Source organism: Burkholderia sp. b14 (genome assembly GCF_900156195.1).
Lineage (GTDB): Bacteria > Pseudomonadota > Gammaproteobacteria > Burkholderiales > Burkholderiaceae > Mycetohabitans.
This window is the reverse complement of sequence record NZ_FTPJ01000002.1, coordinates 648,342-670,724: the sequence shown is the minus strand read 5'-3', so window position 1 is coordinate 670,724 and position 22,383 is coordinate 648,342. Positions and strand designations below refer to the sequence as shown.

The following is a 22,383-nucleotide window of genomic DNA, read 5'->3' as shown; positions in this document are numbered from 1 at the left end:
GCCCCACCGTGTATTCGGATCTGCGGTATGCTGCGTCGTGGATATATTCTGCACTGCAATATATCTGCGTTATGCTTGTCGCGTTGTTATTTAAGGAGTGACCCGTGCCCTCTCTCGCACAAGCCAGCCAGTCTGCCGGGTATTATCCTGGTTTCCCGACCCTGCCACCGGAGCACGAACCAGACTTAGACTTGCCGTCGTCTGTCGTGCCCCGTGCCAGCACGACCACGCGGGTTCCCGCACCGCTTGAAGGGCTCAGAACATCTTCGTCATCCGAACCGATGTCGGTCGCCGGTATGGTTCAGCGTTTCGGATCGACCACCTGCGGCGCGGCGGCGACGGCCCAGCACGACAGATCCAGTGTGCCGCCGACCGACCTGAGGCCGCTGCCGCCATTGCTGACCGAAATCGAAGAGGCATGGCCCAGCTTCAGCGACGATGATTGGGCTGACATTCTGGCATATACCGATGCCGTGCCCGCCCCTCCAGAACCGGTCATGCATGCACCGGTACGATGGGGCCAGTGTGACATCATCGGCCACGCGGCACCCGCCGCCTGAGAGCCGATGTGATCACACGCTAGCGTGATTTTGCGTTGTTGGCACGCTGCTTATCGTGGGCACGCCGCGATACAGTACTGCGCGCGGCTTGCTCGCGCGGCTTGCCCATCAGCACCGGCTGGAAGAACACCGCGCCGATCAGCGTGCACACGAGCGACAGTGCGAGCAATTCGCCCATGCTCGAGGTCCCCGGATGATGCGACAACCACAGGCTGCCGAACGCGGTTGCGGTGGTTCCGGCCGACAAAATCACCGCCTGAGTCAATCCAGACTGCAGCAGTTTCGTCGCGCCGGCGCGCCAGGCCATCACGTAGTAGATCTTGAACGCGACGCCCACGCCCAGCAGCAGCGGCAGCGCGATGATGTTCGCGAAGTTCAGCGGCAGATTCAGCAATACCGACAACTCGAGCGTCACGACCGCCGAGACCAGCAGCGGCACTAGCGTGCGCAGCACATCGCCGAAGCTACGTAGCGCCATCCACAGGAGCACCGTAATCGACACCAGCGCCAGCACGCCGGCCTGCACGAACGCGCGCACGATCGTGTCCGCTGACTGCAGGATCGAGATTGGCCCGCCGATGGCTTGCGGCTCGGCGGCCAGCACGGCTGCACTGAATGCGCGCAGTTTCGTATCTTCGTCGGGATTCATGCTGGTGGCCAGTTTGGGCGAGATCTGCACGAGGGCACGTCCGTCGGAGGTGATCCATTGCGAACGCAACTCGGCCGGCAATGTCTGCAGTGTGATCAAAGTAGGCTTGAGCAAGTTTGCCAGCGACGCAAGCGACAATTGCAGCGGCTCGGCGATCGCGCGTTCAGCACGATCGCGCGTGGCCGCGTCCGCTGCCGCCAACTTGCGCAGCGACACCGCCAAATGTTCGGCTTCTTTTGCACCAGGCCCCGGGTGATCGAGTGCCGCATTCTCCAGCATTGCTGCCGCGTTGCGCAACGCTGACACGCGTGCGCCGTCGGGTGCGGGGTCCGATGGCGTTTGTTCCAGCACGGGCAACAATTGCCGTGCCGCCTGTGCGATCGTGGCCAGCTTCTGCGGCTGGTCGTCGGGCACGAAACTGGTGGCGGTCACCACACGGCCCACTTCCGGCAGCGCGCGCAGCTTGTTGGCGGCCTGCTGCGCGTCATCCAGCGATGCAGCCAGCAATTGGACATCGTTGACGCCGGTGTCGGACGCGCTGGCCAGCGAGGCGAGCGTGCGCATCGATTCGCTGTTTGGATCTTTCAAATGCAACGGATTGAAGTCAAAGCGCAGTTGCGTGAGCAGCGGCAAGCCTGCCACGACCAGTGCGAGCGTGACAAGCAGTAGCGGGTTGCGATGGCGCTCAGTGAATTCGTCCAGCGGGGCGAACGACTTGAATCCGGGCGCTGCGCCGCGCCCGGTGGGCCGCAGTACCGAGATCAGCGCCGGCAGTAGGGTCACGCAGGACGGCAACGCGACGAACAAAATCCCCACGCCGGCAATCTGCCCCAGCTCCGATATGCCGCGGTATGCGGTTGGCAGGAACGAGAAAAAACTCGCAGCAGTGGCCGCAGCCGCGAGCGACAGCGGCATCGCGATCGAGCGCGCGGTGCCCTCCAGCGCGCGCTCCAGGTTGCCGCACAGGTGGAACTGCTCGCGATAGCGTACGGCGAACTGAATGCCAAAGTCCACGCCGATCCCGACGAACAGCACGGCGAACGCGACCGAGATCATGTTCAGCGCGCCGACCATCATCAATCCAAGCGCGGCGGTGATCGCAAGGCCGACCAGCAGCGTCAGGAACACAGCGAACACCATCCGGCGCGAGCGGACCGCGAACCACAGAATGACCAGTACTGTGAGCAATGTCCCGATGGCATTGGGCACCGCACCTTCGCGGACGGATCCGAACTCTTCGTCGGCCAGCGGCCGTGGGCCGGTCAATTGCACGCTCGCGCCATAACGCTGCGCCAGCTGCAACTCGGCCGCCACCTGCTTGATCCGTGCCGCCGCCGCGGCGCCCGCCTCCAGCGACCGATAGTCGAGCAGCGGCTGCACTTGCACGAACGCGCGCGAGGGCAGCTCTGGCGCAACCAGTGCGCTCCACGACAGGCCAGCCGGCTGTCCGGCGAGCACCGCGTCGACCGTGTCGGCGCTGCGCTCCAGCAGCTTGGCCATGCCGGGCAGCGTGACCTGGCCAGTCTGCAGTGGCGTGAGCAGCGTGACCGACAGCAGGCTGGATAGCCCGCGTAGCGACGGGTCGTGTGCGAGCCGATTCAGCAGGGGCCGCGCATCGACCAGTTTGCCGGTCAACTCTGTCAATTCGTTCTGCGACATGAATAGCAGCCCATGACGCTCGAAGAATGCGCCGCCATCTGGGCGTGTCACGGACGAGAAGTAAGCGGTTTCCGATTTGAGCCGCACGGCCAGCTCGGCCGCTGCGCGTTGCGCGAACTCGGCCGCCGGCGCCTGGACGACCGCCAACGTGACGTCGGCCCGCTGCGGGAACGCGTCGTCGATCGCCTTGCCGCGCTGTGCCCACGGCGTGTTTTGGTCGATCAACCCGGCGACGTCGGTATCGATTGCAAAATGTTTCGTGATGTACACAATGCTGGCTGCGCACAGCAAGATTGACACCGCGATGACGAAGTACGCATGCCGTGTCGAAAAACGCACGATGCGGGCGAGGAGCGAAGTCAGCATGGGGATGGCCTGAAATGCGAGATTCGGCGCCGAGTATACAGGGTGTGGTGCTAGCGCTTTGACACAACGTCGCCAGCAATCGTGATGCGTAAATCATGTCTGTACGCCGGTTCGCCACCGCGCGGCAAGCCGAGTTGCGTTAAGCTACGGCCGCGGAACGCCGGTTATTGCGGCAAAAGGTGGATGCAAGGCAGTCGATATGACTTTCGTGGAAAAATTGCGATGAAAAAATGGTTGACTTTGCTGGTGGCGCTGTCCGTATTCGGTATGGCGGGTACGGCGCTCGCCCAGAAGCCGAAAAGCGGTGCCGCGAGCCCGAACGATGCGGTGCGCAGCGCGGTGGAAAACGTGGTCAAGGCGACGCGTGCCGATGCCGCCGCGCGCAGTGGCGATGTCAACGCGACATCCAAGATCGTCGAACGTGAGTTCTTACCGTACACCGACTTTGCCAGGACGACGCGTATTGCCGTTGGCGCGGCGGCCTGGAACCAGGCGGTGCCGGAGCAGCGCAAGCAACTAGTCGAGCAGTTCCAGATGCTGCTCGTGCATACGTATGCGTTGCAGTTGACGCAGATTCGCGATCAGAATGTGCGGTTCCGCTTCGAGCCGGCGACGCTCAGCGCCAAAGGAACGGATGCAGTGGTCAAGACTCGTGTGCAAGGCAGCGGCGATGACATGGCGGTCGGCTACCGGCTCGGTAAAGGACAAGACGGCTGGAGGATTTACGACATCGACATGATGGGCGCGTGGTTGATCCAGATTTATCAGCAGCAGTTCGCGAGCCAGATCGCGCAAGGCGGGGTCGAGGGACTGATTCAGTACCTCAGTGCGCACAATGCGCGTTTCGGTCAGTAGCGCTTGTAATTCAAGCCGTTTGCAGCGTATTGTTGCGTTTTCCGCAGCAGGTGGCGCCGTTGACCCGGCATGAATCGGCCATGAGCGTTAGAATCGCTCACCGCCTATGGAGAACGTTATGCAAGTTATTCTTGCTCAACCCCGCGGGTTTTGCGCCGGCGTGGTTCGCGCGATCGAAATCGTCGAGCGCGCGTTGCAGAAATACGGCGCCCCTGTTTATGTGCGCCATGAAATTGTCCACAATCGACATGTGGTGGAGTCGCTGAAAGCTAAGGGCGCGCGTTTTATCGATGAGCTGTCTGAGGCGCCGCCGGGAGCGGTGACAATCTTCAGTGCGCATGGCGTTGCCAAAGCGGTCGAGGACGAGGCTCACGAGCGGGGCCTGCGGGTGCTCAATGCGACCTGTCCGCTGGTGACCAAGGTCCATCTGCAGGGCAAGAACTATCTGAAGAACGGCCGCCAGGTGATCCTGATTGGCCACGCCGGCCACCCGGAGATCCTTGGCACGATGGGGCAGATCGACGGGCCGGTGTCGCTGGTGCAGACCGAGGCGGACGTTGAGCGGCTCGACATCCCGGTGGATACGCCGGTCTCCTACGTGACTCAGACGACGCTGTCGGTCGATGAGACGCGCGGCATCATTGCGGCGTTGAAGCGGCGTTTTACCGATATTGTCGGTCCGGATACGAAAGACATCTGCTATGCGACGCAGAACCGGCAGACTGCGGTGCGCGAATTGTGCAAGCGCGCGGATGTGCTGCTGGTGGTCGGCGCAACCAACAGCTCGAACTCGAACCGGCTGCGCGAGATCGGTGCCGAATCGGGCGTGCCGAGCTACTTGCTCGCCGACGGCAGCGAACTCAATCCACAGTGGGTCCGCGGGGCGAACACCATCGGGATCACTGCGGGCGCATCGGCGCCGGAATCGATGGTCAACGACGTGATCGACGCACTGCGTCGGCTCGGCCCGGTTGACGTATCAGTCATGGACGGCATTGAAGAAAACATCCAGTTCAGGCTGCCGGCTGAACTGACCGCGTGAAGCAAAGGAGTCGAAGTTGGCCATCCCATTTCTGCAATCCGCGTACGTCGGCGCTTACCTGGTCAAGCAGCGACTGAAGCGCAACAAGCATTATCCGCTCGTGCTGATGCTCGAGCCGCTGTTCCGCTGCAATCTGGCGTGCTCGGGTTGCGGCAAGATCGACTACCCGGATCCTATCTTGAACCAGCGTGTATCGTTGGCCGAGGCGCTCGAGGCGGTCGACGAATGCGGGGCGCCGGTGGTCTCGATCGCCGGCGGTGAGCCGTTGCTGCACAAGGAAATGCCTGAGATCGTCAAAGGCATCATTGCGCGCCGCAAATTCGTCTACTTATGCACAAACGCGTTGCTGCTTGAAAAGAAGATCGACGATTATCAGCCGAGTCCATTCTTTGTCTGGTCGATCCACCTGGACGGCGACCGCGAGATGCATGACAAGTCAGTCTGCCAAGAGGGCGTGTACGACCGTTGCGTGTCGGCGATTAAGCTGGCCAAGTCGCGTGGCTTTCGTGTCAACATCAATTGCACGTTATTCAACGATGCGCAGCCGGAGCAGGTCGCGACATTCTTCGATGAGGTCAAGCGGCTCGGCGTTGACGGGATCACCGTGTCTCCCGGCTATGCCTATGAGCGTGCGCCGGACCAGCAGCATTTCCTGAATCGCGAAAAGACCAAGAACCTGTTTCGCGACATCCTGCGGCGCGGCAAGGGCGGCAAGGCGTGGTCGTTCAGCCAGTCCAGCCTGTTCCTCGATTTCCTCGCCGGCAACCGCACGTACCATTGCACGCCGTGGGGCAATCCGACCCGCACCGTGTTCGGCTGGCAGCGGCCGTGCTACCTGCTTGGCGAAGGCTACACGAAGACCTATCGCGAGTTGATGGAGACGACCGACTGGGACCGGTACGGCACGGGCAACTATGAGAAATGCGCGGATTGCATGGTCCACAGTGGCTACGAGGCGACCGCGGTGAACGATACGATCTCCCATCCGTTGCGTGCGCTCGGTGTGTCGCTGCGCGGCGTGAAAACCGAGGGTCCATTCGCGCCGGACGTCTCGCTCGATCGCCAGCGTCCGGCCGAATATGTGTTCTCGCGGCACGTCGAGATCAAGCTGGCCGAATTGCGTCAGTCCAAGGCGTAATGTCGGTCCGCGTGCTGGTGACCGGCGCGTCCGGCTTTGTTGGCTCGGCGCTGACCCGGGCCGTGCTCGCGCGCGGCTTTCGTGTACGCGCGCTGGTCCGGGCGAGCAGTCCGCGCGGCAACTTGCGCGGCCTGGATATCGAGCTGGTCGAAGGCGACATGCGCGATGCAGCATCGGTTGAGCGTGCGCTCGATCAGGTCGATGTGTTGTTCCACGTGGCGGCGGACTACCGGCTGTGGGCGCGCGATAGTAATGAAATCATGCGTGCCAACGCCGACGGGACCCGCTGCGTGATGCAAGCAGCGCTGCGTCGGCGTGTCGAACGAGTCGTCTATACGAGCAGCGTCGCGACACTGCGCGTGAACGGTGCCACCGGTCCGGTGGACGAGACCGCGCCAGCCGATGAGGCAAGCACGATCGGCGTCTACAAGCGCAGCAAGGTGGCCGCCGAACGTATCGTTGAGCAGATGGTCGCGCAGCAAGGGCTGCCGGCGGTGATTGTAAACCCGTCTACACCGATCGGGCCGCGTGACATCAAGCCTACGCCGACCGGACGCATCATCGTCGAAGCGGCGACCGGCAAGATCCCGGCCTTCGTCGATACCGGTTTGAATCTCGTGCATGTGGACGATGTCGCACAGGGCCATCTGCTTGCGATGGAGCATGGGCGGATCGGCGAGCGCTATATCCTCGGCGGCGACGACGTGTTGCTGCGCGAGATGCTGGCGGCGATCGCGCGGATGGTCGGCCGCAAGCCGCCGTCAATTGGGCTGCCGCGCTGGCCGTTGTATCCGCTTGCGCTGGCGGCGCAAGGCGTTGCGCAATTGACGGGCCGCGAGCCGTTCGTCACCGTCGATGCGTTGCGGATGTCGCGCTACCACATGTTTTTTAGTTCTGCGAAGGCGCAGCGTGAGCTGGGCTATCGCGCGCGTGCCCATACCGACGGTTTGCGTGATGCGCTCGACTGGTTTCGCGCCAACGGCTACTTGAGGTGAAGCTTGCTGACAGCCATCGCCGTTCTATCGCTGGTGATTTGGATCATGTTGCTTGTGGCGCGCGGCGGATTCTGGCAGGCGCACGAACGGGATGATCAAGATTCGCCCGACACCGGCACCCCTGATGTGTGGCCGGCGGTCGTCGCGGTAATTCCGGCGCGCAACGAGGCCGCCTCGATCGCGCAGACGGTGAGCAGCCTGTTGCGTCAGGACTACCCGGGGTCGGTGCGGGTCGTGGTTGTTGACGACCACAGCGAGGACGGCACTGCTGCCATCGCACGCGACGCGGCGCGCGCGATGGGCGCCGCCGAGCGGCTCACGGTGCTGCGCGGTGAGCCTCTGCCGGCTGGCTGGACCGGCAAGCTTTGGGCAGTCCGGCAAGGCATTGATGCTGCGTACGCCACCGACCCGCCGCCCGCGTGGTTGCTGTTGACGGACGCCGACATCGAACATGCTCCAGATAATTTGCGGCAACTGGTCACGCGCGCGATCGTGGACCGTCGCGTCATGGTTTCGTTGATGGCGAAGCTACGCTGCGACGCGTGGTTCGAGCGCGCGCTGATCCCAGCCTTCGTGTTGTTCTTCCAGATGTTGTATCCGTTTTCATGGGTCAATCGGCGTGACCATCCGATGGCGGCCGCAGCGGGCGGATGTATGCTGGTGCAGGCGCAGGCATTGCGTGCGGCCGGCGGCATCGAGGCGATTCGTGATGAGATCATCGATGACTGTGCGCTGGGCGCCCGGATGAAGTCACAAGGCGCGATCTGGCTGGGTCTGACCAATCGGGCGCGCAGCGTGCGGCCGTATGACAATCTGGGCGAGATTCACCGCATGGTCGCGCGTACCGCGTATGCGCAGCTGCACTATTCGCCGTGGTGGCTGTGTGGCACGATCGTGTCACTGCTGATCACCTTCGTCGCGCCGCCGATTTTGGTCTTGTTCGGCAGCGGGTTTGCCCGCGTGGCGAGCGCGCTGGCCTGGGCGGCAATGACCTTCGCATACCTGCCCATGTTGCGCTTCTACGGTCGTTCGCGCGGGTGGGGGCCATGCCTGCCGGTCGTCGCCGTGTTATATACCGCGTTTACGTTGGACTCCGCGCTGCAGCACTGGCGTGGTCGTGGCGGCATGTGGAAGGGCCGCGCGCAGGCGCGGCGTTGAACGACTCCTCACCTCTTGACGCTTCGCAGCTAGCCGCCTGCTGATGTAACCGCAGCGCGACCAGACGCGCGGGACGGAAAACCGAATGCCGCGCCGATCTTGTGCCGTGCCGCGATCAGCGCACGACGCGCATCGCGCGCATCGCGCGCCACCGCCAACAGTGCAGGCAATTGACCCGGATGGGCGAGCAGTGAGCGCAGGACGGCGCCCAGGTCCGTTGACCCGTCGTCGTTGAGCGCTGCGACCGCAGCCGGCGGCAGAGAACGCTCGGCTGGATCGACGATCGCGCGCACGCACACGAAAGGCAGGCCGCGCTCATAGGCGATGCGCGCGACGATGTGCGACTCCATGTCGGCGGCCCACGCGCCACACGCATGCTGCAGCCGCTGCTTGTCCGCCGCCTGGCTGACTGGCGTTGCGATGCCTGCCAGATCTGCGTGGACCGCGCCGTTGAGCCGCTCGAGCAGCGCGTGGGACCATCGTTCGTCGCTTGCGTAACGCTGCGTGCTGATTAGCGTCGCATCGTCCCGCGTTGCTGCGCTCGCTCGGTGCTGGCCGCGCGGGTCGGCGACCAGCACCGAACGGGCCACCAGCAACGCGCCGGGGCGTAGCAATTTCACCAGTCCGCCTGCGGTGCCGAAGCTTACCAGCGCTGAGCAGGACCGGCTCTGCGCGACGATCGCGCCGAGCGTGGTCGCTAGTCCGGCATTTTGCTGACAGATCACGCGTACGTCCGGACCCGCGGCGATTCGGGCCTCGAAGGCGAGGCCGGTGACGACCACCACCGGTGCGTCATGTATCACATTCCGCAGGCTACGGTACATGCGTTGCGTACGGTGAGATTGCGGTAACGTGCGAGCGCCCACAGCGGGAAGAACTTGCGGTAGCCGTGATAGCGCAGGTAGAACACGCGTGGGAATCCGGTCGCGGTGAACAGCGCCTCATTCCATAGTCCTTCGTCGTTCTGCGTGTTCAGCAAGTACGCGATGCCGCGCGCGACGGCTTCGTCGTGTTCGCAGCCAGCCGCCATCAGTCCCAGCAGCGCCCATGCGGTCTGTGACGCGGTGCTCGGCGCCCGTTCGTAGCCACGGTAGTCGAGCTTGTAGCTGTCGCCGTCCTCGCCCCACCCACCGTCCGAATTCTGGATTGAGCGCAACCAGTGCGCCGCACGCTGCATCGGCGACGTGTCCGGCGCGACGCCGGCGGCGCGCAGGCCGCACAACGCAGACCAGGTGCCGTAGATGTAATTCATGCCCCATCGGCCATACCAACTGCCATCATCCTCTTGGTTGGCGAGGAGGTAGTGCTTCGCGCGCGAAGCCGACGCCTGCCGCTGCGGCGTGCTGGGCAGTTGTGCAAGCATCGATAGACACCGTGCCGATACGTCCACGGTCGGCGGGTCCAGCAGCGCGCCATGATCGGAGAACGGGATGTTGTTCAGGTAGAGATGCGTGTTTTCCGGCTCAAATGCGCCCCAGCCGCCGTTGTGACTTTGCATGCCGACTACCCACTCGCAGCCCCGGTCGATCGCATTGCGGTAGCGATTGCGCACCTGCAGCTTCTCAACGCGGTCCATCGCCATGGTAACCACCGCCGTGTCGTCCACGTCCGGGTAATGCGGGTTCGCGAACTGGAACGCCCAGCCGCCAGGCCGCACGTTTGCGCGACGTGAGATCCAATCGCCCCGAGTGTCCAGAATCTGTAGCGGCAGCAGCCAGTCGAGACCCTTCGCCGCACGCTCGATCGCGCGCGATTCACCGGTCTCCAGCAGCGCGTGCGCAGTCAGCGCGGTGTCCCAGACGGGCGACAGGCAAGGCTGGCAATAGGCCTCGTGGTCGTGGATCACCAGCAACTTATCGATCGACTTGCGCGCGATCGCGCGATGCGGATGGTCCGGCGGATAGCCGAGCGCGTCGTACATGAGTACCGAGTTGACCATGGCCGGGAAGATCGCACCGAGGCCGTCCTCGCCGTTTAGGCGCTCGTCGACAAAGTGCACCGCGGCGTCAATGGCCTTTTGGCGCGACTGTTTTGGGAAATACGGATCGAGCTTGCGCAGCAGCGCGTCGAGGGTTGAGAAGAACGAAAACCATCCCTGGCTCTGATGCGGGGCCTTCGATATCGGCCCGACGTTGCGTGGCGAACCGACGAAAATCTCATCGATGCCGATGCCGCGAGGATTACGCGCGCGCGGCCGCTTGGCTTGCAGCACGAGCAGCGGCACGATTACGGTGCGCGCCCAGTACGACACTTTCGACAGGTGAAACGGAAACCATCTCGGCAGCAGCATGATCTCCACGGGCATCATCGGCACTGCCCGCCAGTCGAGTATGCCGTACAGCGCGAGCAGGATCCGCGTGAACACGTTGCTCTTGGCTGCGCCGCCACGCGCCAGAATCGCATCGCGGGCGCGTTTCATATGCGGTGCGTCAAGCGGCTCACCGATCATCTTCAGCGCGAAATATGCCTTGACGCTGGCGCTCATGTCGAAGGCGCCGTCGTGAAACAGCGGCCAGCCGCCATGCTCGCCCTGGATGCGTCTCAGGTAGGCGCCGATCTTCGCTTCGAGCACGGGGTCCGGCGTCTCTCCCAGATAATGGACCATCAACACATACTCGGCCGGGATCGTCGCGTCGGCTTCCAACTCGAATAGCCAATGGCCATCGTCATGTTGAGCGCCCAGCAGCGCGTTGGTCGCCGAGCGGACCGCCTGCTCCAGACGCTCGGCCGGCGGCGGCGCGCTGGCGTGCGCGGTGCGCGCGTCATCGACGTTGGGATGCAACGGTTCATGCAACATGTTCATTCGTATTCCTCGCAACAATTCCGCGGTGCGGCGTGCGGCCGGCCTGCCGCCGGCCGTATGATCAGAACAGCCAGTGTCTGGCAATGGCCAGCATGAGGCGCGCACGCGACACGCGCACGCGCTCACGCGGCGCGGCGAAGCCGCGCCGGACCAACTGCGCGAATAACGCGTGATAGGCTTGCGCCATGATGCGCGGCGCAATGACCACGCGCCGCGGATACCGCGCCATGATCGCGGTGGCTTGCGCAAAGTGCTCGCGCGCGTCGGCAATCAGTGGCGCGCATGCGCGGCCGAGCGACGCGGCGCGGACCGCGTTGGGCGTGGGGTGCACGATGCCGGCCGCCGCGAGCGTGTCGCGCGGCAGGTAGACGCGGCCGATATCGGCGTCCTCGTCGATGTCCCGCAGGATGTTGGTCAACTGCAGCGCCCGTCCGAGATGGTGCGCGAGCTGCCGACCGTCGTCGTCTGGCATCCCGAAAACCTTCACCGACAAGCGGCCAACTGCACTGGCGACGCGGTCGCAATACAAGTCCAGCGTATTGCGATCCGGCGCGATGATGGTGTCAACCACGTCCATCTCCATGCCGTCGATCACCGCGATGAAATCGTCCTGCCGCAGCGAGAACTGCTGTGCGACGCGCGCGAGCGTGGTCAGCGGTGGGCTCGCCTTGCCGGCGTACAAGGCGGCGATTGCGACGCGCCATTGCTCGAGCGCGGCCAGCCGGCTCTCGCGCGACGCGCCACTGTCCGCGATATCGTCGACCTGGCGGCAAAACGAATAGATCTCGTACATGCCTTCGCGCTGCGCGCGCGGCAAGAGGCGCATCGCGGCATAGAACGAACTGCCCGACGCGACCTGCTGGCTGGTCATGGCGTGATGTGCTTCGATGGGTTCGGCAATGCCCACTGGCTCCTCGGTGTGCAATAAAACGTGAGGATCGGCTGCGCGCAGTCACCATGGCGTGCCCAGGCGTCACTATGGCGACTGCGCGCGCCAAATTATCCGCAAAGGTAGCATAGTTTGTTGCTGCCCGCCCCGTTCGCGCCGGATTTTACCCGGTTCGGCACGGATCGTGCGCCGTTCTGCCCGGTTTATTACAGAATGGGCGCATCTATTGCCATCGTCACGCTCTACCGCAGGAATGACCAAAAAACGCCGGATTAGTCACGTCGATGGCGCCTGGGGACGCTCCTGCGCGCGCATGCGTATAATCATGGTCGTTGCTGCAGCGATGTCTCTGCCATGCTTGCCTACCTCTATCTTGCGATTGCGATCGTCGCCGAAGTGATCGGCACGTCGGCGCTCAAGGCGTCCGATGGTTTCACGCGGCTGCTGCCGTCGGTGATCACCGCGCTCGGCTACGCGGTCGCGTTCTACTGTCTGTCGCTGACGTTGCGTTCGGTGCCGGTTGGCGTTGCCTATGCAATCTGGTCGGGAGTCGGCATTGTATTGATTTCGCTGGTTGCTTTCTTTGTCTACGATCAGCGGCTCGATTGGCCTGCAGTGACCGGCATGGGGCTCATCGTCGTCGGTGTCGTGTTAATGAACGGCTTTTCGAAGACCGCTGTCCACTAGGGATGCTGACTGAGTCGGGACGTGCCGGTTGCGGTGATCAGCGCGCTGGCGTCACAGGGCGTCCCGTGTCCGGCCGATACGCATTGCGCTAGGCGAGCGCCTGGATCAACTCCGCGGCCATGATCGCTTGTTTTACCGGTCTCTCGTGCCACAGCAGGTTGAAGCGCACCATCAGCTTATGCACTCGCAACGCCACCGACAATAAATCAAATTCAGAATCCGGCATGGGAATTGAGTTGCTCAGCGCGAGTTAAAAGCCGATGCAGTCAACGATTCTGAAAAAAATTAGCACCGGCGGGCAGAATTTGCCACTCGCCAGTGCTTTATATGCGATAATTGCGGCCCTGTGCGGGGCTCGCCTCGCATCAGTCTCAGGTTCTGGTTAAGCCCTCGGAATAAGACCAGAGCCCTTCAGCCGGCTTCGTGCCGGCTTTTTTTCGGGCTCGACGCTTCTGGTCTGCTCAAATCGCCTATAACTTCTCGGAGCCGCAGTGTCGATCGCGAAGAAGTTTCCTTTTTAAGGAAGTTACGGCTTTCGACGACTTGAATTATGCCGTAAAAAGAAAATTTTCGGAACAGCCTTATGCGAAACCCCTCTCATTGCGCATTTATCCGCCGGTGCTGTTTCACACTTGCGACAGTGCTCAGCATGGCCGGATGCTCGAGTGCGACAGACAGCGGACACGGCGGATCGCCGCTCGCGCAGGTCAAGCCGCTGATCTACGTGTCTTCGCTGCGCTCTATGCGCGATATCAGTGCCTGCTTGCGCGACCGCCTGCCGAACGTGCGCGCGTCACGCAGCGGCGAGATGACGGAGTTGGACATCGGGCGGGGTAGCTGGGTGATCCTGCTAACGCCGTCGGCGACGGGCGGCACGATTGTCAGCGTTGCGCAGCCGGCCAGAGGCGCGGCGCCGGAGGAATCCACAATGCGTTTCCATGTGGCCCGCTGCCTGACGTAGCCTGCCGTGCATGTCGTTCCCGCCCAGCACGGTCACGGTGTCACGGCATGGTAAAGGCACGGTGAATGCACCGTGCTGTCTCCAGGGGGCAGAGTAGCTTTCGACGAACCCGTTTTGCCACGCACTGCTGGGCGCGATGAAGGCCGGGCCGATTGCAGCATCTTGCAGCCAGCTGCATGGCGCTCGCCACATTCGCCGCATGCGCGATTCGCCCAGCGCTAGGCAGACCGACATCTGCCGGTAGCCCAACGCGGCACTTCCTGAGTGGCCGCAATCAGTCGCTCGCCCACGCTCCGATCCTTTTGGGGTTGCTTAAGCGTATAGGTTGCCACCCGACGACTCAGCCCCAGATAGCAACATGCCTTGCGTTGCGATAGCCCCTGCCGAGGCAGCACCTCCAGCGCTTCACGCCGGCCCATCGGGGCCTTCATTTTTCTTTAAGAGTGTGGCTTGCCAACGGACAATGTAACAATTTCCGCATATTGGCGTTGCACTATCCGCCAAAAACATGGCGTTCACAGTCCATCGCTGTGCCCAGCCTCCCGTTTTCCGCTAGCTTGCTGCGCGGCCTCACTTCGTATTGCGACGTTTTTTATCGACTGCCGAGCTTACAGATGGACTTTGACCTGAATGCCGCTTTGAACGACTGCCAAGCCTACATGTGTGCGTTGGAGTCGTGCCCGCAGCCTGCTGCGTCGGCACCTCCGCCGACACTAAAACCGGCAAGCGGTGGGCTGGCGAACCTGCCGGCCAACCGGCCCACGACATATCATGACCTACCGCCTGAACTGATTCAGCAGATCGGTGACTACGTGCCCGTCCAAGACGTGGGAAATTTTTCAGCAGTCGATCGTCGCACGTACCATGCGATGCAAAGTCGGCATTCAGTCTACCGCTACTGGCAACGAGCCAACCAAGCCGTGAGCCTCGCGTCAGTCAACCAGCTGCTCAATGAGATGGATGGCACGCTCGCCGATCCGGCGCAGCACGTCGAGCCGCTTGACGCGTTGCGTCAGCGTCTGCAAGCGTTGCCAGAAGCCGAGCGCGGCGAAGCCTTTAAGCGCATGTACGCGGCGGCGCAGCGCATTCCGAAGGATGGCGTGCAGATACAAAAAGCGCTGTTGTTGCACTCATTGCGCGATTTTCAGTGGAACCAGCGGGTTGAATTATTCGATTTTGCTTACGCGATGGCGCAGCAGCGTGCGCCCGAGCAGGACAATGTCTGGGCGGAACTAGCTGACAGTCTGAACTTTTTTTGCTTCGCTCACCGGAGGTTGTCGAGCGTTATCAGGCGCTCGTGGCTCGGCTTGCGTCCTTGAGGATGTCTGAGCAAGCGGAGCTGATCCCGGCATTGTGTCGGCGAATGCTCCACGTTGGTGGAAGCGGCAACGATCGCCTCCTTGGGCTGTATGCGGTGTTACGCGAACACGCGTTGCAACTGCCGCCCTCTCATCAAGGCGCATCAGTTGGCATGTTAGCCAGTGCCATATGGATTTTTCCAAGAGCAGAGCGATTCGCACAGTACACTTAGCTGCGTTGCGTATTTCAGCGATCATGGACGGTCGAATCAGGCTGATGGTGGACGGCGTTTCAGCGTGATCATGGACAGTTTGGGTGAGCGCGAGTGAAGGCGTTCATGGTATCGCACTCGTCTACGATGATGTTGAAGGCGTTCATGGTTGTTCGTTTTCGGGGCCGCGCAACGATGGGCCCTTGAGTGCAATGCGGTGAGAGCCGTGTACGATGCGATCCAAGATGGCGTCGGCAACGGTAGGATCGTCGAGCCAGGCATGCCATTGGTTGACGGCCATCTGGCTGGTAATCAGGGTAGCGCGGGCGCCGACGCGATCGTCCAGCAACTCGAGCAGATCTGTGCGTTCGGCCGGCCCCATGGGCGCGCCAGCAAAGTCATCCAGCACCAGCAAGTCGTAGCGCGCCAATTGCGCCAACCGACGTACGAAGCTACCCTCGCCGTGAGCAACACGCAGTTCCGTCATCAGTCGCGTGGTTCGGGTATAGAACACCGTGAAGCCGCCGCGCGCGGCCTGCTGCGCCAGGGCGCAAGCCAACCAGGTTTTGCCGGTTCCAGTGGCGCCGGTCATGAGGACGGTGCGGGCATGGCGGATCCAGTCACCGCCTACCAGCGTCGTGATCATGTGCCGGTCCAGGTGACGCGAGTCGCGCCAGAGGATGTCTTCGATGCACGCGTTGCTCACCTTGAGCTTGGCGGCCTTCAGGATGCGAGCCAACCGCTTGCTATCGCGCCAGTCGATCTCGCGCTGCACGAGCACAGAGAAGCGATCGTCGAAGCGCAGTTCGGCTGCGGCGCTGCTGGTGGCCTGATCGCCCAACGCAGCGATCATGCCGTCCAGGCGCAGCGTCTTCAATTGATCCAAAGTGTGAGCTGATATCACGTCGTTCCTCGTGGTTAGTGGTAGTACTCTGGTCCCCGCACGTTCTCGTGCAGGGGCACAGACGTTTGTATCGGCTTGCCCGGCAGCGGTTGCCGGTCCATGCCGTTGTCCAGAATGGATTTGACGGTGCGGTAGGTGGGTGAGTTAATGGCCATGGCGCGTGTACAGGCGGCTTCCAGCCGCTGCGCGCCGAAGCGCCGGCCCAAGTGCTGCAAGCCAAGGCATGCGCGGTAACCTTGTTCGGGGTGGGGACGATTCTCCATCTGCCAATGCACCACGGCGGCACACGACGAGCCGATACTTTTGCCCCAGGCCATGAGCTTGGTCGGAGTCCACTCCCGGTGAGCGCGGTGCGAAGCGGGCATGTGATCGGGATCGGTGGTGAACCCGCCCCTGGCGGCGCTCAACAAGTGGATGGCCACGCGCGTGGCGCCGTCAAACACTTCCACCGCCGTGGCGCCGATGCGCAGCTGCACGGTGGAGCGCACCAGCCGATGTGGAACGCTGTAATAGTGGCCGTCGAGCTCAACGTGGTAGTCCACGTTCACGCGCGCCCGCTTGAAACGCACGATGGCCATGCGGTTGGATGCCAGGGGCTGCAGAGCCGGTTGGTCTAAACGCTCGAAGGCCTCACGCCTGTTGCCAGGCAGCTTCTTGAAGGGACGGCAGTTCAGCTCGTGCAGCAGCTCAGCGATCGCCGTGTTCAGTTCGGCCAAGCTAAAGAAGCGGCGATTGCGCAGGCGCGCCAGGATCCAGCGCTCAACCACGAGTACCGCGTTCTCGACCTTCGGTTTGTCCCTCGGGTGAGCAGGCCGAGCTGGTAGTACAGCCACATGGTAATGGTCGCAGAACTCCTCCACCAGCCGCCCCATGCCGGGCTCGTAGCGGTCGGGCTGAGCGATCAGGGCGCGCGGCTGGTCTGGCACGATCAGCCTGGGCGTGCCGCCGAAGAACTCCAGCGCGGCAATGAGCGAACGGATCCAGTCCGCCGCCGTTTGTCGCTCAGTGGCACAAGCATAGGTGTAGTTCGATGCCCCCAATAGCGCAACGAAGACCTGTGCAGCGCGGATCTGGCCAGTGACCGCGTCGATGATGGGCACGCTCTGGCCAGCGTAGTCGGCAAACAGCTTGTCGCCGGCGATGTGGGTCTGACGCATTGAGCGCTTCAGGCACGCCGCCCACTTGCGGTACTTGACGCAGAAACTTGTGTACTTGTACGCCTGCGCGTTGGCCCGGGCGTATTCCTCCCAGAATAGTTGCAAGGTGACGCCCGGGCGCTTGAGCTCTTGATGGAGGTAGGCGAAGTCAGGCTCCAAGTGCCGCGCCGAGCGGGGCACCGCCGGCTGGTACAGCCTCGCTTCGAGGCTCGCGTCATCCAGCCCCTGTACTTCGGCCCAATCGATGCCGGCAACGCGTGCCAGCACGACGATCTTGCCCACCGTCGATTTGGGCACGCCCAGGGCTCGGCCAATCTGGCCGTAAGTCAAGCCTGCCTCCAAGTGCAGGCGAAGAACGTTTCGTATCTGGCGCATCGTGATCCTGGGTGTCGGCATGAGCTGATCCGCAAAAAAACGATCAGCGTATGCCTTGGTCAGATCACTCGCGCTCCCCCTTGCTCGTCCACGATCAGCGTGAAACGCCGCCTACGATGCTTTGAAACGGCGTCCACGTTGCCCTGAAACACCGTCTACCTTCGTCTGAAATGACCGTCTACGATGGCCTGAAATACGCAGCTGCGTGATTGGACGCTGTCGCTGCCTGACGAACAGTTGGGCGTCGCACTACGCTATCTTCTAAAGGGGTTGACTACTTTACCGAGCGAGCAGCACGCTCACGAACTCCAGTTACTGGAGCCGGCGCTGCTGCGCGTGCGGCCAGCGCAGCGTGCGCAGGCCGCACTCGGCCTACTAACGTATACCTACGCACTGGACGATGCCCTGGCAAAGTGGGTCTGGCAGCAGGGATTGAATTTATTGAATGGCGCGGGTGAAGCTGCCTTATTGGATGGGCTTAACAAACTTCGGCGCGAGCGTTGGCTACCTAATTTAAACGATCATCAATGGGATATAGCGATGGGTGAAATCACCCGTTTTATAGAAGCCAACTCGTTCTCCGAGCCGACCCGGGCGCGAATCCAGGACAGTGTGCCTTGGCTCAGAAGTCGGCTACATTAACCTGCAGCTGAACCAGCATGCTTTGTTTATCCGGAGAATCTTTCGCGAGTCGGACAGGGTGATGCCAGTTCACCGTCTATCTTCAAGTGGTGAAGGACGTATCCGGAATTCTGTGTGTGAGGCGGGTTGAAACTCACAGTCTGATGTTGAAGCGCTCGGGGTAAAGCAGCGCGAACTGCGTCATTGCGCTTTTCCAATCATGTCGGGAACCGGTCCATTTGGCAACGACATTGCGCAGCGCCAGTCAGACCAGGCTTTCCTCACGCAAGCGCCCGTTGAACGACTCATTCTTCGTGTTATCGGTTGGCGTCAGCACGAGAGAAGTCGATCCTTGACGCCTTTTCATACGCCCACTTGTCGAGCACCTCGTCGAGCGTGGCGGGCAAAGGCGTCAAACAGTCGCGGGGCAACCCGAGTCGTTTTCATCGTGGCCATGGGGTCGTGGGCGTCTGCGGCGCTGAAGCGACTACCGGCACGGTTTTTTTAAGGTTTGCGTAAATGTACGCTCGCCTCAGGCTATGCGTCCATCCAGGGGTTAAGGAGATTGACGCCGGTCGCGGCAAAATCCGCCACGTTACGGGTGACAACCGTCATCCCGTGTACCAGCGCTGTGGCCGCAATCAATGCGTCTCGCTCTGATTGCCGGTTGGGTACATGCAACCGGGCGCAGCGTTGCCCCACACGAATATCAATCGGTAAAACGCGGTCTGCAAACTCGGGCAGTACGTGATGTTCTATCCATGCTCGTAGTATCCTGCCCTGATCGGCATCGCGCCGCTCGATTTGCAAGATACCCGTTTCCAATTCCATGATGGTGATAGCGGACACAAAAAGCCAAGCCGCATCCACGCTGGCAGTCCATGCCGTGACATTGGCATTAGCCTTGCCGGCCCGAATCTTGCGCAACTCGGACACAACATGGGTATCGAGTACGTACATCAAGTTAGATCAGCCGGCCGCGTTTGAACATTAGCACGTGGCGGATTGAACTCGATGTCTTCCACGCCGGGCATGGCAAGGGTGTCCGCAATATTGCGGCGCTGTTGCGTGAGTTTTTGGTAGGCCTCAAAGCTTAAGAGTACGTGGGCAGGCTTGCCGCGATCGGTAATGAACACAGGCCCTTTGTTGGCTGCCTTCTTGGCCCTGGTCACGTCGTGATTCAGTTCCCGGCTCGATAGGGTGGTGATCGTCATGGTATTTCTCCAAGCCGTTCGTTTAATGTAGATATGTTACTACATATCCGAGTGCTGTGCCAAGAACCGCAGCCGCCGAGGTGAAGCTAGGCTCGCAGCGGCGCTGATAATCAGGTGCGGGCCGCGCTGATCCCGCTATGGGAGGCTGGTGACCGGATCTGCGGTAAGCGACTGAAGGCGTTCACCCCGACACTGGTCGAGGCGATGACATGGCATGGTCATCTTTCGCTATCAAAGCATGCGCCAGCGACTGACCGAGATTGGCACCAGCCTGCGCTCGCAGGGCGAGATCCTGACTTTGTCGCGACTGGTGCGGCTGTACGGCAAGCCAGCGTCCATCCGGTCTGGTAACGGCGCCGAATTTACCGCTGCCAAGGTCACGCGCTGACTGCCGACACTGCGAGATGTTGCAATCGGCCCGGCCTGCCAGCAGCACGTTGCCGCTGACCACCGGACGCCGCGCGCACGTATTCGTGGCTGCCATGGGCGCTTCGAGTTACACATTCGTATGCGCCCGGCCGAGGTGAATCCAGCCGGTACTGCCCCATGCTGATCCTGCATGGTAGGAACCGTCGTCACTTCCAATACTCGTTCACACACCGGATTGACAAAGCGATAGATAGCCTGGAATCTACTGCTGCGCCAGCTGTATGTGTGGGCTGATTGGCTTGTTCTAGACCACAAATTTCATTACAATTTGAGCTTAAGTAAGGAATGTGCAATGAATGAGTCTACTTTAACCTCCAAAGGGCAAACGACGATGCCTGCGCAGATCAGGGCCGCACTTCATGCTGAACCTGGGACACGGCTTGAGTGGCATCTCGCGCCAGACGGCAGTGTGATCGTTCGGGCCAAGACGAAGTCCATCCTCGAACTGGCTGGTGCTTTGCGAATCCCGGCACCTCCCGTTCCGGTTGAAGATATGAAAGCGTGGCGCCGCTAATGGCCGCGTTGGATACTAATGCCCTGGTCCGGTATCTCGTGAAAGACGACTTGGAACAGTTCAACTGTGCATACCAACTCATCACACAGCAGGTCCAGGCAAGGCAGCGTCTTTTCGTGCCGATTACCGTGGTGCTTGAACTGGAATGGGTGCTCAGATCCAGGTACAAATTGGCGAAACAGGTCATTACGGACACCTATACAACGCTGCTGTCGACAACCGAATTGCAGTTCGAGTCTGAGTCGGCGCTCGAGCTTGCTCTTTTTTACTATAAGATGTACACGGCAGACTTTGCCGACTGCTTGCATGTCGCCTTAGCCGCAGAAGCGGGTCACGCACCACTGCATACATTTGACAAACGTGCGGCATGCGTTCCTGAGACCCAATTGATTGGATAATAGGCATTTCACTATGATGCATGACGGCCGAAGACTACATCGCCAAGACGGGGCGTGCATTTGAAGAGGCACAGGTACTGCTGAATGCGGGCAGTTTGAAGGGGCATGCAATCGGGCCTACTACACGATGTTTGATGCCGCCCTTCTACCGCATCGCTGAGCGCCTGCCGCAGTTTGCTTGTGCTCTTGCCAGTACAGGCAGTCTTCCCCCCGTTCGAGCTCCACACAACTTTGCAGTTACTTACTGCTGTGCCATTTTTTAGCAAGCCCTTTACAAAGGTCTTACTGGCCTTAAACTCAGCAATAGATTGGCGCAGTCGATCAGCATTCGTCGGGTTCCCCAGAAGATGCAGCGTTTCCTGCATACTGTTGTAATCATCTAGTGAAATCATGCAGCGGGCTCACTCCGACGCGGCCGGCGTGCCGAGGATCTTCTCCGACAAAGTGAAATCGTAGCTGGAATGGACGTGCACGCGCTTGCGATCAGGATGCGCGTAGCCATATGCTTTGCGCAACGCCAGCGCGGCTTCGTGGAAGCCGGACAGAATCAGCTTCTGCTTGTTCGGATAGATCGCGATGTCACCGACCGCGAATAGGCCCGGGCGCGAGCTTTCGTAGCTGGACGTGTCCACCGCGATGCGTCCCGCGCGAATCTCCATGCCCCACTGCGCGATGGGTCCCAAATCGGCGACCAGCCCATATAGCGCGACGATATGTTCCGCGAGCACGCTCGTTTGCGCGCCGATCTGCGCGATATCCACCGTCTGCAACGCGCCGTGCTCGGTGCGCAATGCCGCGATTGTGCCTGTCACGATATCGAGTTCGCCAGCGTCAGCGGCGCGGCGCAACTGTTCGACGGTCGAGTCCGCTGCACGGAACGCGTTGCGCCGATGTACGAGCGTCACATGCTGGGCGACGTGGCGCAGCGCGAGCGCCCAATCGAGCGCCGAGTCGCCGCCGCCCGCTACGACTACGCGTCGGCCCGCGAAGTCATCGAGGTTGCGCACCGCGTAGTGCACATGGCGGCCTTCCAGCGAGGCCGCTTCGGGCGGCGCTAGCCGTTGCGGCACGAACGCACCATTGCCTGCGCTGATCAGGATCGCCGCGGCATCGAACTCCAGTTGCTGCTCCGTGCGAGCACGCCAGCGGCCGTCTTCGCGTTGCTCCACATGGATTACGCGCTGACCCAGACGGATCGGCACGTTGAACGGGCGACATTGCTCGGCGAGCCGCTCGACCAGTTCGCGTGCGGTGCAGACTGGAATTGCCGGAATATCGAAAATGGGCTTGTCCGGATACAGTTCGGTGCATTGGCCGCCGATCTGTGCAAGCGTGTCGACGACCTCACACGTCAGTCCAATCACGCCGGCCTCGAAGGCGGCGAACAACCCGACTGGCCCGGCACCGATGATCAGTACGTCGGTGCGGATTGGCTCGTGGACGGATTCAATGGTATCAGGCATTTCGCGGTACGCTGCGAGCGCGCGCAGCGTTCATCG

General features: G+C 61.7%; 23 protein-coding genes and 3 pseudogenes. 13 read left to right on the top strand and 13 right to left on the bottom strand.

Going from position 1 to position 22,383, the window contains the following annotated elements; genetic code table 11:
- Window positions 1-104 precede the first annotated feature (104 nt).
- Window positions 105-560 carry a hypothetical protein gene (locus B0B13_RS04230; protein WP_076794432.1) on the top strand — a complete coding sequence of 152 codons (456 nt, stop codon included), beginning with the start codon at window positions 105-107 and terminating at the stop codon, window positions 558-560.
- Window positions 561-579: 19 nt separating this feature from the next.
- Here the strand turns inward: B0B13_RS04230 and hpnN are convergent, their stop codons facing one another.
- The gene (gene hpnN, locus B0B13_RS04225) at window positions 580-3,234 is read right to left on the bottom strand and encodes a hopanoid transporter HpnN (protein ID WP_076794431.1); all 2,655 of its coding nucleotides are present in this window, start codon (window positions 3,232-3,234) and stop codon (window positions 580-582) included.
- A gap of 222 nt (window positions 3,235-3,456) precedes the next feature.
- Here hpnN and B0B13_RS04220 point away from each other — a divergent pair, with 222 nt between their 5' ends.
- The 5 genes from B0B13_RS04220 to B0B13_RS04200 all read left to right on the top strand — a co-directional run bounded on the left by B0B13_RS04220 (window position 3,457) and on the right by B0B13_RS04200 (window position 8,422).
- Window positions 3,457-4,089: an MlaC/ttg2D family ABC transporter substrate-binding protein gene (locus tag B0B13_RS04220; RefSeq protein ID WP_076788687.1), complete on the top strand. Its 633-nt coding sequence runs from the start codon at window positions 3,457-3,459 to the stop codon at window positions 4,087-4,089.
- A 118-nt stretch (window positions 4,090-4,207) separates the two neighbouring features.
- Window positions 4,208-5,131, top strand: a complete 924-nt coding sequence (gene ispH / locus B0B13_RS04215; protein WP_076794635.1) for a 4-hydroxy-3-methylbut-2-enyl diphosphate reductase — start codon at window positions 4,208-4,210, stop codon at window positions 5,129-5,131.
- Window positions 5,132-5,147: 16 nt separating this feature from the next.
- Complete coding sequence (gene hpnH, locus B0B13_RS04210; protein ID WP_076794430.1) at window positions 5,148-6,269, top strand: adenosyl-hopene transferase HpnH; 1,122 nt, start codon at window positions 5,148-5,150, stop codon at window positions 6,267-6,269.
- On the top strand, window positions 6,269-7,264 hold the full coding sequence (gene hpnA, locus B0B13_RS04205; protein ID WP_076794429.1) for a hopanoid-associated sugar epimerase: 996 nt from the start codon (window positions 6,269-6,271) through the stop codon (window positions 7,262-7,264). The genes hpnH and hpnA overlap by 1 nt, the downstream gene beginning before the upstream one ends.
- A gap of 3 nt (window positions 7,265-7,267) precedes the next feature.
- Entirely contained in the window at window positions 7,268-8,422 is a 1,155-nt protein-coding gene (locus B0B13_RS04200) for a glycosyltransferase (protein WP_083703612.1), read from the top strand.
- Between the two features lie 29 nt (window positions 8,423-8,451).
- On the opposite strand, the gene B0B13_RS04195 is transcribed toward B0B13_RS04200, so the two are convergent.
- The 3 genes from B0B13_RS04195 to hpnD form a co-directional block, all read right to left on the bottom strand.
- Window positions 8,452-9,246 carry a phosphorylase family protein gene (locus B0B13_RS04195; protein WP_076794628.1) on the bottom strand — a complete coding sequence of 265 codons (795 nt, stop codon included), beginning with the start codon at window positions 9,244-9,246 and terminating at the stop codon, window positions 8,452-8,454.
- Window positions 9,222-11,225, bottom strand: a complete 2,004-nt coding sequence (gene shc / locus B0B13_RS04190) for a squalene--hopene cyclase (protein WP_076794428.1) — start codon at window positions 11,223-11,225, stop codon at window positions 9,222-9,224. The genes B0B13_RS04195 and shc overlap by 25 nt, the downstream gene beginning before the upstream one ends.
- Window positions 11,226-11,286: 61 nt before the next feature.
- The gene (hpnD, locus tag B0B13_RS04185) at window positions 11,287-12,096 is read right to left on the bottom strand and encodes a presqualene diphosphate synthase HpnD (RefSeq protein ID WP_076794626.1); all 810 of its coding nucleotides are present in this window, start codon (window positions 12,094-12,096) and stop codon (window positions 11,287-11,289) included.
- Window positions 12,097-12,468: 372 nt separating this feature from the next.
- On the opposite strand from hpnD, the gene B0B13_RS04180 reads away from it, so the two are divergent.
- Window positions 12,469-12,801: a DMT family transporter gene (locus tag B0B13_RS04180; protein ID WP_076788681.1), complete on the top strand. Its 333-nt coding sequence runs from the start codon at window positions 12,469-12,471 to the stop codon at window positions 12,799-12,801.
- An 88-nt stretch (window positions 12,802-12,889) separates the two neighbouring features.
- Here B0B13_RS04180 and B0B13_RS18280 read toward each other — a convergent pair whose 3' ends face one another.
- The gene (locus B0B13_RS18280; RefSeq protein WP_170872359.1) at window positions 12,890-13,027 is read right to left on the bottom strand and encodes a hypothetical protein; all 138 of its coding nucleotides are present in this window, start codon (window positions 13,025-13,027) and stop codon (window positions 12,890-12,892) included.
- Window positions 13,028-13,450: 423 nt separating this feature from the next.
- On the opposite strand from B0B13_RS18280, the gene B0B13_RS04175 reads away from it, so the two are divergent.
- Complete coding sequence (locus B0B13_RS04175) at window positions 13,451-13,762, top strand: hypothetical protein (RefSeq protein WP_235091548.1); 312 nt, start codon at window positions 13,451-13,453, stop codon at window positions 13,760-13,762.
- A 78-nt stretch (window positions 13,763-13,840) separates the two neighbouring features.
- Here the strand turns inward: B0B13_RS04175 and B0B13_RS17080 are convergent.
- A pseudogene (locus B0B13_RS17080) lies at window positions 13,841-14,199 on the bottom strand (hypothetical protein); the annotation flags it as partial.
- A gap of 177 nt (window positions 14,200-14,376) precedes the next feature.
- On the opposite strand from B0B13_RS17080, the gene B0B13_RS19075 reads away from it, so the two are divergent.
- Window positions 14,377-15,081, top strand: a complete 705-nt coding sequence (locus B0B13_RS19075) for a hypothetical protein (RefSeq protein WP_237573940.1) — start codon at window positions 14,377-14,379, stop codon at window positions 15,079-15,081.
- A gap of 354 nt (window positions 15,082-15,435) precedes the next feature.
- Here the strand turns inward: B0B13_RS19075 and istB are convergent, their stop codons facing one another.
- Window positions 15,436-16,125, bottom strand: a complete 690-nt coding sequence (gene istB, locus B0B13_RS04160) for an IS21-like element helper ATPase IstB (RefSeq protein WP_373566413.1) — start codon at window positions 16,123-16,125, stop codon at window positions 15,436-15,438.
- A 65-nt stretch (window positions 16,126-16,190) separates the two neighbouring features.
- The gene (gene istA, locus B0B13_RS04155) at window positions 16,191-17,729 is read right to left on the bottom strand and encodes an IS21 family transposase (protein WP_076794427.1); all 1,539 of its coding nucleotides are present in this window, start codon (window positions 17,727-17,729) and stop codon (window positions 16,191-16,193) included.
- 249 nt (window positions 17,730-17,978) lie between these two features.
- Between istA and B0B13_RS04150 the strand changes: the two genes are divergently transcribed.
- Window positions 17,979-18,350 (top strand): hypothetical protein, encoded by a 372-nt coding sequence (locus B0B13_RS04150; RefSeq protein ID WP_286137231.1) that lies wholly within the window; start codon window positions 17,979-17,981, stop codon window positions 18,348-18,350.
- Between the two features lie 250 nt (window positions 18,351-18,600).
- On the opposite strand, the pseudogene B0B13_RS19950 reads toward B0B13_RS04150, so the two are convergent.
- From B0B13_RS19950 to B0B13_RS04135, 3 genes and pseudogenes are all read right to left on the bottom strand, one after another.
- Window positions 18,601-18,724: pseudogene (locus B0B13_RS19950) on the bottom strand (integrase core domain-containing protein); the annotation flags it as partial.
- Between the two features lie 142 nt (window positions 18,725-18,866).
- Window positions 18,867-19,292, bottom strand: coding sequence for a type II toxin-antitoxin system VapC family toxin (locus tag B0B13_RS04140; protein ID WP_170872358.1), 426 nt, complete (start codon window positions 19,290-19,292; stop codon window positions 18,867-18,869).
- Complete coding sequence (locus tag B0B13_RS04135) at window positions 19,289-19,543, bottom strand: type II toxin-antitoxin system prevent-host-death family antitoxin (protein WP_076794425.1); 255 nt, start codon at window positions 19,541-19,543, stop codon at window positions 19,289-19,291. The genes B0B13_RS04140 and B0B13_RS04135 overlap by 4 nt, the downstream gene beginning before the upstream one ends.
- A 256-nt stretch (window positions 19,544-19,799) precedes the next feature.
- Between B0B13_RS04135 and B0B13_RS18270 the strand changes: the two are divergent.
- The 3 genes and pseudogenes from B0B13_RS18270 to B0B13_RS04120 form a co-directional block, all read left to right on the top strand.
- A pseudogene (locus B0B13_RS18270) lies at window positions 19,800-19,928 on the top strand (IS3-like element ISBcen23 family transposase); the annotation flags it as partial.
- Between the two features lie 336 nt (window positions 19,929-20,264).
- Window positions 20,265-20,486 carry an AbrB/MazE/SpoVT family DNA-binding domain-containing protein gene (locus B0B13_RS04125; RefSeq protein WP_076788316.1) on the top strand — a complete coding sequence of 74 codons (222 nt, stop codon included), beginning with the start codon at window positions 20,265-20,267 and terminating at the stop codon, window positions 20,484-20,486.
- Window positions 20,486-20,884, top strand: coding sequence for a type II toxin-antitoxin system VapC family toxin (locus tag B0B13_RS04120; protein WP_076788315.1), 399 nt, complete (start codon window positions 20,486-20,488; stop codon window positions 20,882-20,884). The genes B0B13_RS04125 and B0B13_RS04120 overlap by 1 nt, the downstream gene beginning before the upstream one ends.
- 11 nt (window positions 20,885-20,895) lie before the next feature.
- Here the strand turns inward: B0B13_RS04120 and B0B13_RS19730 are convergent, their stop codons facing one another.
- Entirely contained in the window at window positions 20,896-21,276 is a 381-nt protein-coding gene (locus B0B13_RS19730; protein WP_338893406.1) for a type II toxin-antitoxin system Phd/YefM family antitoxin, read from the bottom strand.
- 9 nt (window positions 21,277-21,285) lie between these two features.
- Complete coding sequence (locus tag B0B13_RS04110; RefSeq protein ID WP_076794423.1) at window positions 21,286-22,347, bottom strand: NAD(P)/FAD-dependent oxidoreductase; 1,062 nt, start codon at window positions 22,345-22,347, stop codon at window positions 21,286-21,288.
- Window positions 22,348-22,383: the final 36 nt, after the last annotated feature.

Coding starts and splice junctions, on each gene's coding strand:
- B0B13_RS19730 (WP_338893406.1), bottom strand. CDS start 21,276: ATGATTTCACTAGATGATTACAACAGTATGCAGGAAACGCTGCATCTT.
- B0B13_RS04135 (WP_076794425.1), bottom strand. CDS start 19,543: ATGACGATCACCACCCTATCGAGCCGGGAACTGAATCACGACGTGACC.
- B0B13_RS04180 (WP_076788681.1), top strand. CDS start 12,469: ATGCTTGCCTACCTCTATCTTGCGATTGCGATCGTCGCCGAAGTGATC.
- istB (WP_373566413.1), bottom strand. CDS start 16,125: ATGATCGCTGCGTTGGGCGATCAGGCCACCAGCAGCGCCGCAGCCGAA.
- B0B13_RS04220 (WP_076788687.1), top strand. CDS start 3,457: ATGAAAAAATGGTTGACTTTGCTGGTGGCGCTGTCCGTATTCGGTATG.
- B0B13_RS18280 (WP_170872359.1), bottom strand. CDS start 13,027: ATGCCGGATTCTGAATTTGATTTATTGTCGGTGGCGTTGCGAGTGCAT.
- hpnD (WP_076794626.1), bottom strand. CDS start 12,096: ATGACCAGCCAGCAGGTCGCGTCGGGCAGTTCGTTCTATGCCGCGATG.
- B0B13_RS04175 (WP_235091548.1), top strand. CDS start 13,451: ATGGCCGGATGCTCGAGTGCGACAGACAGCGGACACGGCGGATCGCCG.
- B0B13_RS19075 (WP_237573940.1), top strand. CDS start 14,377: ATGGACTTTGACCTGAATGCCGCTTTGAACGACTGCCAAGCCTACATG.
- shc (WP_076794428.1), bottom strand. CDS start 11,225: ATGAACATGTTGCATGAACCGTTGCATCCCAACGTCGATGACGCGCGC.
- ispH (WP_076794635.1), top strand. CDS start 4,208: ATGCAAGTTATTCTTGCTCAACCCCGCGGGTTTTGCGCCGGCGTGGTT.
- B0B13_RS04120 (WP_076788315.1), top strand. CDS start 20,486: ATGGCCGCGTTGGATACTAATGCCCTGGTCCGGTATCTCGTGAAAGAC.
- B0B13_RS04195 (WP_076794628.1), bottom strand. CDS start 9,246: ATGTACCGTAGCCTGCGGAATGTGATACATGACGCACCGGTGGTGGTC.
- B0B13_RS04125 (WP_076788316.1), top strand. CDS start 20,265: ATGAATGAGTCTACTTTAACCTCCAAAGGGCAAACGACGATGCCTGCG.
- istA (WP_076794427.1), bottom strand. CDS start 17,729: ATGCCGACACCCAGGATCACGATGCGCCAGATACGAAACGTTCTTCGC.
- B0B13_RS04110 (WP_076794423.1), bottom strand. CDS start 22,347: ATGCCTGATACCATTGAATCCGTCCACGAGCCAATCCGCACCGACGTA.
- hpnA (WP_076794429.1), top strand. CDS start 6,269: ATGTCGGTCCGCGTGCTGGTGACCGGCGCGTCCGGCTTTGTTGGCTCG.
- hpnN (WP_076794431.1), bottom strand. CDS start 3,234: ATGCTGACTTCGCTCCTCGCCCGCATCGTGCGTTTTTCGACACGGCAT.